Below are 10,214 nucleotides of genomic sequence, written 5' to 3'. Positions count from 1 at the left end.
GGGGAAGTGGGGAAGTGGGGTGTGGGGTGTGGGGAAGTGGGGAAGTGGGGAAGTGGGGTGTAGGGTGTGGGGTGTGGGGTGTGGGGAAGTGGGGAAGTGGGGAAGTGGGGAAGTGGGGTGTGGGGTGTGGGGTGTGGGGTGTGGGGTGTGGGGTGTGGGATGTAGGGTGTGGGGAGACGGAGTAGGGGAGCAGGGAGAAAAAACTGATGACTGATGACTGATTACTGATTACTGATTACTGATAACTGATAACTGACCCCTCATAGATTTTTACTTAACTTTATGTCTTTGGTAATTTGTACGGGTTTTCATGATTCTAGATTGACCGAGGATTTTTTAGGACATCTGGGGAGCCAATCGGTCAAATTAAGTCCCTATATTATTATTTCGCCTTTTTCTTGCTTAAATAAAGCTTTTTCACCGGGAGAAGCTCTAACCTTGATTGGGTTTAGTGCGGGGGTGGTAAATGCGATCGCTTTAGCTCATTATTGGCAAGCTCAAGGGGCAAAAATTGCAGCTTTAATAGCTCTAGACGGGTGGGGAGTGCCATTAATCGGTAATTTTCCCATTTATCGCCTTAGTCACGATTATTTTACCCATTGGAGTTCCTGTTTATTGGGTAGCGGTGGAGAAAATTTTTATGCGGATCCGCCTGTGGATCATCTTAGCCTTTGGTCGTCCCCCGATCGAGTGACCGGTTGGTCTATCAATGGTAATTTTGTCCAACGCACCACAGCGTTAACTTTTTTATTAAATCGGTTAGGCAAGAATCAATTAACTATAATTAGGTAGTCCCCTCCCTGTCTTTCCTATTTCTTTACCGCTGCTGATTTATGAGTACATCCGTTCCGAATTCTTCAATTCTCTTGGTGGGAATTGAGGAGAATATCGCTAAACTAGCTAGTGCGGACTTGAAAGAAGCAGGTTATCGTCCCCTGATCGTGCCTAGCATTGATATCGCTTTCCCAGAAGTGAAAAGTTGGCAGCCAGCGATGATTATACTCGATCGCTTCCTCGCAGCGGAGGCTGGTGTGAATTTTTGTAGTCGTTTACGTTCCCAGGGAAGTCGCGTTTATATTATTTTGTTAGTATCTCAAGAAACCCTAGAAGAACGTCTCGCCTGTTTGGAAGCGGGAGCCGACGATTATTTTCTCAAACCCTATAATTCGCAATCTTTTCTCAAATTAATCCGTTTTTACCTGCAACCTCTGGAAATTACCCCCGAACAATTGGGTTTCGGTGACTTAGTATTAGATTTAGCCAGTCGTCGTCTCTCCTATAAAAACAAAAATATTGAGTTGACGATGAAGGAATTTGAACTGCTGCGCTACCTCATGATTCACCCCAAAGAAGTATTATCGAGGGATCAAATTCTCGAAAATGTCTGGGGAGACGAATTTCAAGGAGAATCAAACGTTATTGAGGTGTATATTCGCTATTTACGCCTGAAGATGGAGGCTGGTGGTCAAAAACGCCTCATTCATACCGTGCGTGGTGTGGGCTACGTTTTACGGGAATCTTAACAGTAATCAGTAATCAGTGATCAGTAATCAGTGATCAGTAGATTGCTTTTATTTAATCTCCCCACACCCCACACCCTACACCCCACACCCTACACCCCACACCCCACACCCCACAACCTACACCCTACACCCCACACCCCAAACCCCACCAGCCTAGTCAAGCGCTGCTATTCAATCTGGATGGAGTTGGGGGAATCGATAGGAGGGGTGGAACTTCCCGGGGTGATAGTTTGACGGTATTGACTATAAAGACGGTCGCGCCAAGCAAAAAAGCCCTCGTAGGCGCTATTATCGGCTAACCCCGGAATCCCCTTGCCTTGCAATTCCCTGGGTAAGTTGAGATAGGAACCCTGGGGAAACTGAAGCAGCACACTTAATCCCGCCACGGCTAAATCGGCTAAAGTGGGCCGATCCCCGACTAAATAGGGACGATTGGTTAAAATGAGGTTCAAAGCCTCTAAATCCTGTTGTAGCCCCTTTTTCGCTGTATTGATAGCATCTTTTCCCAGACCTACACCCGCCCCCAAAATATCAATTAATTCCCCCGGCATGGAACCCAGCAACAAGCGCATAAAACCGGGAGTTTCCTGGGGTAAAAAAGCGGTACGAAAGTTTTGATTTTGGGCAAAAGCGCCGAGAAAAGCGGTTCTTCCTTTTAATCCCAGGGATTCATCGGCCCATTCTTCGATTAATAAACATTGACCCCGTTGTAGGGGATCTGTGGGGATAATTGGTTTTTCAGGATACTTGCGATCGAGATAAAAAGCAATCTCCGTCGAGTCAGCAATATAAGTATCGCCATCCTTGAGGACGGGAACCTGTCGCTGTCCGGAAAGACGGAATAATTCCAATTGTCCCACCCCCGGCACCACGTCCCTTTTTTTATAGGCAAGACCTTTATAGTCGAGGATGAGACGGACTTTCTCACAATAGGCAGATAATTCAAATTGGTAGAGTTCTAGCATGGGATGATATGGCCTCTCGATAAATCAGTTTCTCCCTGATTACTCTAACCCTATCGGGCATCGGTCGTCTAAACTTAAAGACTTTACTCCGATTTTGTCCGAACATTTGTACTAAAAACGAGCCAGGCGAAAAAATCATCGTTTGCTAATTTGAGGAATTAGGCTGGGTACTCTTAGGGAAGATAGACCAGATCCGGCAACCCCAACTCAATAGTGCCACGCTTTTAGGTTAGGATATTTTCAGGCACTAAAAGCGAGGAATAACTTATATATTCTGGCAAGCTGACTCGCGAGAGACCAATAGCATACCGCTATAGTAGAGGCGTGCGAGGGCTGGCTCCTTTCTCGGATCAGAGGTTACTATGCAATTATCCATCGACGTTTTTAATGATGTAGTTCGCTATCTCGACAGCCACGAAGAAAAATTACGGATCAAAAAATTAATCTTTTGTATCTGTAAAAAATATTGGGAAAATGAGCCTAATATTTTGAACAGTGTGGCTATGGAAGACCTGGTGAAGGAGTTAGTGCAACTCAAAACCAATAAAGAACAATTAACTTTTTCTGTTTATAAATTAGTTAAAACCCTCAATCGTCCTAAAGCTTATCTGGGAGTAGCCACGGTTATTATCGAGCAAATCAGTCAATTATATAGTAATGTTGCTGCCGCCTACGACAATCAATTATTACCAGTGAAACCGGAAGTTAACCCTAGCTTCACCACCGTTAATAATGATGTCAACAACGAGGAAGATAATTTATTAAGACAGGTGGTTAGTGGAATAGAAAATCATCGAGAGACAGCGAGAATTCAAAAATTAATGTTTGCCGCTTGTAAAAATCGTTGGGAAAACGATCAAGCGGTGATTAATAATTATGGCTTAAAAAATATTGTTTTAGAACTTCAGCGAAACAATCCCAATTTCCTAAGCTTGCGACAAACTTTCAAGCAAGTTGCCGAAAAGATTAATAAAAAAGCTCTCTACCTAGCCCTAGCCGATATTATTCTTACCCAACTAGAGCCTCTCTACGATACTGATAACGATGACGAAGAAGAGGATAATGAGTCAAAAAGTCAAATCTTGAACACTCAAATAGTTCATCTAAAGAATGATTCTGATTCTGCGGCTAAAACCACATCTTTCTCCCCCTCTAGAAGTGAACCTGTGGATTTTTCCTCTTCGATCATCAATCTAAATGAACCACAATTAGTCATGGAATTGCCCTTTGCCGAGCCGGCTTCCTCAAATAACAACCCCAGTAATTCCCCACAAATTCCCGCCTACGACCCCTTTGAAATTCGTTTAGAAATTTTCCAGTATGCTAATCCTTTACGCGCCAAAATATTGATTTTCTCGCTCCTATTTCATCCTTGGGATCGGAGCGGTCAAGATTGGTCAACTCTGCGAAGTTATACCCTAGAAGATTTACTACAACAACTCATCGAAAGTGGGAAATCTCTCAAGGATATCGAAATTCAACTATACAATATTGCTCAAACCCAAATGGATACGGATGCTAACGTTCAAACCGCCAGTATTCTGGTGCAAACTTTACAAAAAATTCTTTAATTTTTTATCCAAATTTATCTGGACATTCTACCTATGAAACCCAACGAATTAATTGAACGTTATGCCGCAGGAGAAACTCAATTTAGTGGCTTAAAATTACCAGGAGTTAATTTAGTTGGTGCTGACTTAATTGGCATTGTTTTAAATGAAGCAGATCTGCACGGAGCCAATCTTCTCTTTACCTATCTTAACCGGGCTAATCTCGCTCAAGCTAATCTTGTGACAGCTAATTTAAGCGGTGCTAGTCTCAACCAAGCTGACTTAAATGGGGCAGATTTACGCAGTGCCAATTTACACGGAGCGCTGCTACAAGGTGCTAATCTTCGTGATACCGATATAACCCTAGCGACGTTACTTGATGCTAACTTAATCGGGGCGGATTTACGGGGGGCTGATTTAAGTGGTGCTAACCTCACTGGTGCTTGTTTGCGGGGAACAAATATGCGTCAGGAAAAGAAAAATCATAACACTAATTTACAAAGTGCTAATCTCTATCGCGCCGACCTGCAAGGGGCTAATATGAAAGGGGTTGATCTGGTGCGTGCAAATCTAGTAGGAGCCAATTTAAAGGAGGCTAATTTGTGCAATGTTGACCTCAGAAAAGCGGATTTAACTAATGCTAATCTCCAAGATGCTTTACTTACTGATGCTAATTTAATCGGGGCGCATTTAGTGGGGGCAAATCTAGCGGGAGCCAATTTAGTGCGGTCAAAAATGACCGATACAGAAGCAATGCAGGCAAATTTCCATAGTGCAATTATGACTCAAATAAAATTCGATCGAGCTAATCTTAGTCAAGCTAATTTTCAAGCAGCAAGAATGAATCATGCTGACTTAAGAAGGGCTAATCTTTCAGGAGTTAATTTCAGCGAAGCTGACTTAATCGATGCTTTCTTTGCTAGAGCAAATCTCACCGGTGCCGATTTAACTAATGCTAATCTAACTCGTGCCGAGTTAATGAGTGCTAATCTGATGGGAGTTAACTTCCGCGGTGCAATTATGCCCGATGGCCGGATTAATAATTAAAATTACTTAGGGTTGGCTGAATAAATCTAAAAACCTTGTTGGGTAAGACTTTTAGACTTTTTTTCCCTCAAAAAGTGCCTACCATTGGAGTGATCGGGGGTAAAATCCCTGGACTTTTTCCCTGAAAATTAGGTAATTGACCCCCTCAAAATCGGTAAAACCCTACACCCCACACCCCACACCCCACACCCTGTCCCCACGAAAAACTTTTTGCCGCAAGCCCTACTTAGACATTGTTGTTAGCAGTTATTCTGGTATAATTTAGGGGTAGAATTGAGGGTAGTGTTATGGTTAATCCAGCAATTATTGCAGAAGATATGGGCAAAATCTACACCAGCATTACAGTTATCAATCGAGCGGATCAAATTCGTGCAGAGGATGGTATGATCGCACCGGAACAAATTCGCTCTCTTACCCTAGAAAATGTCTTGGTGGATACGGGAGCAACTACTCTTTGTCTGGTGCCGGAAGTAATCTCCAGCTTGGGTTTACAGCTTTTAAAAGAAGTAGATGTGGCTACGGCTAAAGGGATAGGAAAAGCGAGAATTTTTCGCGATGCTACCTTGATTATTGCGGGACGGGAAGGGACTTTTGAATGTTTGGAATTACCTGGAGGTCAAAACAACTTATTAGGAGTAATTCCTTTAGAAGCTTTGGGATTAGAACCAGATCTTCGCAGCCAAAAACTACGAGTTTTACCCACGGAATCTAACGAGACTTATTTAACAATTTTATCGAACAAAATAGCTCTATAAAATCACTTTTTGTCTGACTGTTCCGGCTCTTTCAGCTATAGCGATAATCTCGATTTCTTGACCAGAAACTCCTTTAATCACCCATTCCACCGTACAGCGATAATCTAAACCATGAGCGAGGCTACTATATACTTTATTTGATCGCCCTTCTAAGTGACCGATTTCCTGCTCTAATTTTCCCACTATTAAACTCACCTCATCGGCTAAATTTAACTTGACTTGAATGGGACGAACGATCTTTCTTTCCAGTGCCTTTTTACTGGTATAAGTGGGTAAAAATCCCTGATTTTCTAACTGTAAAACCAGATGATAAATACCATTTCCCTCCGACTTAAGATCAAGACGAGAGATAGCTAAAAGAGGTGACATTAAAGCATGGGCAATAGTAAACTGACATTGTTTCTCACATAAATCTGGTAAATACTTTTCTGGGGCATTTTGCCAGACATTTTTAAAGTCCCAACCGCCAATTTCCACCTCTCCCAATTGGGGGTGATCAAAACTTTGCCAATTAATAAAACCCTTTCCCGCCAAATTCTCATCATTCCAACGCTGTAACTTCAATTCATCTTCCAAAGGATGCCAGCGAAACCATTGAATATAATCATCTTTTTTCACTCCCGCTTGGGTGGGTGCATCCCATAACTCCACCGTAAAACCATACCAACCAAAATGATCGTAACCGTAATCATCCATGGCACCGTTAGTCACTTCTTTGGGATGATAACGAAAATCGTGATAGACAGAAACGCATTCATAACCAGTCATTGCTTTTCCCTTGTCAGCAATATATTTATACATTTCTAAGTCTTCCACGGGGAAATATTCATCGGGATGGGTGCTATAGGGACGCAACATGACTGCTGAATAGGTATGATAGGTAACGAAGCCATTAATATTAGTGTTATTTGCCCAAAATTCCGCTTCTGCACGGGTTTCTGGCTCCGAAAAAGGAAAATCTCCGGCCCCCTGTTGTTCCCCTTCAGGAACCCAATAAACGGGATAATTGCGGTTAAAATCTAAGCCTTCTAGGGTGGGGGCAGTGGTAAAATTATAGCCATCGTAATCGCGGATTAAACCTTCGGTGAGCAAAGTGTAAAAAGTTCCCTCAAATTCCTCCGGTTCGCGACGCACCATAATGCGAGGATCTTGTTCAGAAATTTTCCAAGCGCCACAGGTATCTTTTTGGCGCATTTGTAGAATTAAACCATCGCCGTTAATATCTTCAGGATATAGCCCCGGTTTCTCATCCGTGTGGGGATAGGGGCGAATACTCGATCGTAACAGATAGGGAGTAGTGAGATATTTTTCCGCTCCATCCACGGCTAATCGCGGCAAAATATAGACAGTGTAATGGTCAAGAAGTCTGGTAATTTGGGAATTATGACCGTATTGGCGCAAAAGATGGGAGATAGTGTAGAGAGCGACGGCAGAGCCTGTTACTTCCCCCGCATGGGTGTTAGCATCGATCCAATAGGCAGGTTTTTCTAAATAATGGCCTGTGGCTTGATTTGTTAGGGTAGTTAACCAGATATCTCGATTTTCGTAGCTTTTACCGATCGAGGTGAGGCTAATTAAATTAGGATAGGATGAGGCTAGGTTTTTCAGGAAAGAAACTAATTCGGCGTAGGGGTAATAGTGGCTAAAATCAAACATAATCTTCTGCAACTAAAAAAAAGGAGTCTCGGGTTAATTTGAGAAAATATAGGATAATAACAGTAAAAAACTATGGATAGTCAGGATATCGCTCGCTATATCGAAGAAACTAACGGTATTTCTAAGCCTTGGCTGTTGGTGCAATTGCGTCTCAAAAAACTGCAAGAACGTCGTGCCAGTCTTTCCCAACAGGAATATATCCAAGAATTGGATGATATTCAGCAAGACTTAATGAAATTGGGCGAATGGTGGCGAGGAATCGAGTCAGAAGTCTTTAACCCCTAAGCGGTGGCGATAATCTGTAATACTCGCGGTAAATCCTCAAATTCGCCGATGATGCGTTTCACCGGTTGCGGCCAAACCCGGACTAAAGTGGGAATAGCAGAGACATGATTAGATTCCGCTTGTTCTGGATGCTTAGAGATATCGATCACTTTCAGGGTATAGGGATGGTGTAATTCTCGCTCTAGAAGCTGATGGATCGATTCTAGGGTGTGTTTAGTATTGGCATTATTGCCGGAGACAAATAACCGCAAAACATAACCCTTGGGACTAGGGTTAGTATAGTCAGAGTCAGCACTAATCCCCGAAGTCGTTGCGGGGCGCTCCTGATAACGGAGAATCAGATCGTGGGATTGCCAAAGTTGGGGAAACTGCTGACGATAGGTTTCTAAGATAGTGGGATTAGAGGATTGTTCCTGCCAAGGTACAGTAAACCAAGCTCGCTCGTCCGTGGCGAAAATAGCATTTAATAAAGGCTGATAGCGACGGACAAGGGGATAGACTTCGGCTCTAGTATGAATACGGTGACTGTAGGGATCTCGCCAGCGATCGATGGTAGCGGTAAAACTAGGAACTAAAAAATGGGGGGGTTCTGGCAACCCTAAAGCGGACTGGAGAGCAGCGCAGAGATTCAGATGCCAATGAGTTTGTTTATCAGGATCGATACAGTAAATCAGGTCGCCCCCGGGGGTAAACAGGGCGATGCCTTTAAAAATATCGGGCAACACAATCGCGGAAGTGGTCACTTGAGGGGTTCCCCTAGGGAATCAATAGGAGCTTCTATTTTTCTAGACTACTAAACTCTTGACCCCTCAAGGATTTCCTTCAGGGTTTTTCTAGATTCTACCCCGCAGCATCATCGCCATTTCATTGGGAACCGGGGACATTTCCAGGGCGACCTCATCGCTAATCCGTCCCTCTTGATAGAGGTTAAACAGAGATTGATTAGTGGTAATCATGCCATGGTATTCGCCATCTCTCATTAATTCGATAATTTCGTCATTTTTGCCGCTGCAAATGTAATCTTTGACGGTTTCTGTGTTGACGAGAATATCGTGAAAAGCGGTCCGTTTACTGTCGGTGGTGCGACATAAACCCTGGGAAATAATACAAACCAAGGATTCTGCGATCGCCACCCGCATCGATTCCCGTTCCTCGGCGGTATAAAGAGTTAAAATCCGCTCCAGGGTTTTAACGGCGCTGTTGGTGTGCAGGGTTCCCATAACTAAGTGACCAGTTTGGGCAGCTTTCAGGGCAGTATTAACGGTGGATTTGTCCCGCATCTCCCCCACCAGAATAATATCTGGGTCTTCCCGCAAAGAGGCTTTTAGGGCATTATCGAACTCATGGGTGTGTATTCCCACTTCCTTTTGTTTGATCAAACTGCGACGACTTTGATGGACAAATTCGATCGGGTCTTCGATGGTGATAATATGTTTGGCGTGTTCTTTATTTATGTAATCGACCATGGCTGCTAGGGTGGTGGTTTTCCCTGAACCCGTCGGACCGGTGATTAAAATCAATCCCTTCTGCACATCGCACACATTCCGTAACACAGCCGGTAAGCCCAATTGTTCTATAGTGAGGATTTTCATGGGAATTAGACGCAAAACCATCCCAGGACCGCGCAGACTTTCAAAGATATTAATCCGCACCCTAGCGAATTCGTACTGAGTTGCACCGTCAAATTCTAGGTCTTTTTTAAAGCGAAGGATTTCTTCTTCCCCTAGGATTTCCCGTAACCAACTATAAAAAGTGTTGATGTCAATTTCAGGATAGTTGAGAATAATCATTTCACCACGATCCCGCATCCGGGGTTTTTCTCCAACTCCTAGGTGAACGTCCGAATAACCCCGATCAAAGGCCATCCGGAGCAAATGTTCTAAGGTGGGTTGATTGGGAGCGCGACCCGGCCGGGGTGGCGTTTGGGGAGAAGCAGCCTGACTGGGAGCGCGATTTTGGGGAGGACGTGGGGCGGAAATTTGACCATTTTGCGGCATATTCGGCACGTTTTTGGTCGGTGTCGCCACTTGTTGCGTCATTTCTTCAGTTATCCCCATGCTGATTTCCGTGATTAACTCTGAGGGAGGTATCGGCATGGAGGGAACCGGCAGCGGCTGCAGTGGTCGCGAGGAAGAATTGGGATTTTGACTCATGAGCAATAGGGGTTTTTTCTTTTACTATTCCCCGATTGTACTAACATCTCATCCCCAATTTCTCAATTCCTCACAGACGTTAGACTGAGGAGTAAGGAGTCACTGGTCTCCGAGTCAGGAGACAGGAGACAGGAGACAGGAGATTATTTTTATTTATTCTTCCCACTTCCCCACTTCCCCACTTCCCCACTTCATAATTTATAATTCCCCCTCTCCTATACCTTTTAAACAGGATTTAGACCCCAAACTCGTTATAATGGAGATTGAGGTCTGATGATTT

The 10,214-nt window shown here is 43.8% G+C and carries 12 protein-coding genes and 1 pseudogene; 9 read left to right on the top strand and 4 right to left on the bottom strand.

The genetic code is table 11. From position 1 onward, the window contains the following. The 4 genes and pseudogenes from PX482_RS18315 to PX482_RS18300 all read left to right on the top strand — a co-directional run. Window positions 1-214, top strand: a pseudogene (locus tag PX482_RS18315) (hypothetical protein); the annotation flags it as partial. A 68-nt stretch (window positions 215-282) separates the two neighbouring features. Next, window positions 283-792 (top strand): hypothetical protein, encoded by a 510-nt coding sequence (locus tag PX482_RS18310; RefSeq protein WP_002758973.1) that lies wholly within the window; start codon window positions 283-285, stop codon window positions 790-792. Between the two features lie 41 nt (window positions 793-833). Then, a complete protein-coding gene (gene nblR / locus PX482_RS18305; protein WP_002758972.1) occupies window positions 834-1,523 on the top strand; it encodes a response regulator transcription factor NblR in 690 nt (229 codons plus the stop codon). Between the two features lie 30 nt (window positions 1,524-1,553). Next, window positions 1,554-1,757 (top strand): hypothetical protein, encoded by a 204-nt coding sequence (locus tag PX482_RS18300; protein WP_196219817.1) that lies wholly within the window; start codon window positions 1,554-1,556, stop codon window positions 1,755-1,757. On the opposite strand, the gene PX482_RS18295 is transcribed toward PX482_RS18300, so the two are convergent. Then, window positions 1,691-2,488: a glutathione S-transferase gene (locus tag PX482_RS18295; RefSeq protein ID WP_002758970.1), complete on the bottom strand. Its 798-nt coding sequence runs from the start codon at window positions 2,486-2,488 to the stop codon at window positions 1,691-1,693. The two genes, PX482_RS18300 and PX482_RS18295, sit on opposite strands and share 67 nt — an antisense overlap. Before the next feature lie 362 nt (window positions 2,489-2,850). Between PX482_RS18295 and PX482_RS18290 the strand changes: the two genes are divergently transcribed. The 4 genes from PX482_RS18290 (at window position 2,851) to PX482_RS18275 (ending at window position 5,840) form a co-directional block, all read left to right on the top strand. Beyond that, the gene (locus PX482_RS18290; protein WP_002758967.1) at window positions 2,851-4,059 is read left to right on the top strand and encodes a hypothetical protein; all 1,209 of its coding nucleotides are present in this window, start codon (window positions 2,851-2,853) and stop codon (window positions 4,057-4,059) included. Between the two features lie 33 nt (window positions 4,060-4,092). After that, a complete protein-coding gene (locus PX482_RS18285; RefSeq protein ID WP_002758966.1) occupies window positions 4,093-5,085 on the top strand; it encodes a pentapeptide repeat-containing protein in 993 nt (330 codons plus the stop codon). A gap of 136 nt (window positions 5,086-5,221) precedes the next feature. After that, window positions 5,222-5,350 carry a hypothetical protein gene (locus PX482_RS18280; RefSeq protein ID WP_287969786.1) on the top strand — a complete coding sequence of 43 codons (129 nt, stop codon included), beginning with the start codon at window positions 5,222-5,224 and terminating at the stop codon, window positions 5,348-5,350. A gap of 22 nt (window positions 5,351-5,372) precedes the next feature. Then, a complete protein-coding gene (locus tag PX482_RS18275; RefSeq protein ID WP_002758964.1) occupies window positions 5,373-5,840 on the top strand; it encodes a pepsin/retropepsin-like aspartic protease family protein in 468 nt (155 codons plus the stop codon). Here the strand turns inward: PX482_RS18275 and PX482_RS18270 are convergent. Beyond that, window positions 5,835-7,496 carry a M14 family metallopeptidase gene (locus PX482_RS18270; RefSeq protein ID WP_012264942.1) on the bottom strand — a complete coding sequence of 554 codons (1,662 nt, stop codon included), beginning with the start codon at window positions 7,494-7,496 and terminating at the stop codon, window positions 5,835-5,837. The two genes, PX482_RS18275 and PX482_RS18270, sit on opposite strands and share 6 nt — an antisense overlap. Before the next feature lie 72 nt (window positions 7,497-7,568). Between PX482_RS18270 and PX482_RS18265 the strand changes: the two genes are divergently transcribed. Beyond that, window positions 7,569-7,781, top strand: a complete 213-nt coding sequence (locus tag PX482_RS18265) for a hypothetical protein (protein WP_002758960.1) — start codon at window positions 7,569-7,571, stop codon at window positions 7,779-7,781. Here the strand turns inward: PX482_RS18265 and PX482_RS18260 are convergent. Both PX482_RS18260 and PX482_RS18255 read right to left on the bottom strand, forming a co-directional pair. After that, window positions 7,778-8,524, bottom strand: a complete 747-nt coding sequence (locus PX482_RS18260; protein ID WP_002758959.1) for a circadian clock KaiB family protein — start codon at window positions 8,522-8,524, stop codon at window positions 7,778-7,780. The two genes, PX482_RS18265 and PX482_RS18260, sit on opposite strands and share 4 nt — an antisense overlap. Before the next feature lie 90 nt (window positions 8,525-8,614). After that, the gene (locus tag PX482_RS18255) at window positions 8,615-9,934 is read right to left on the bottom strand and encodes a type IV pilus twitching motility protein PilT (RefSeq protein ID WP_002758958.1); all 1,320 of its coding nucleotides are present in this window, start codon (window positions 9,932-9,934) and stop codon (window positions 8,615-8,617) included. Between the last annotated feature and the right edge of the window lie 280 nt (window positions 9,935-10,214).

The sequence above is a fragment of the Microcystis sp. M53602_WE12 genome (genome assembly GCF_030065455.1).
Classification (GTDB): Bacteria; Cyanobacteriota; Cyanobacteriia; order Cyanobacteriales; family Microcystaceae; genus Microcystis; species Microcystis aeruginosa.
Note: the sequence above shows the minus strand (reverse complement) of the source record. Positions and strands in the feature narration are given on the sequence as shown.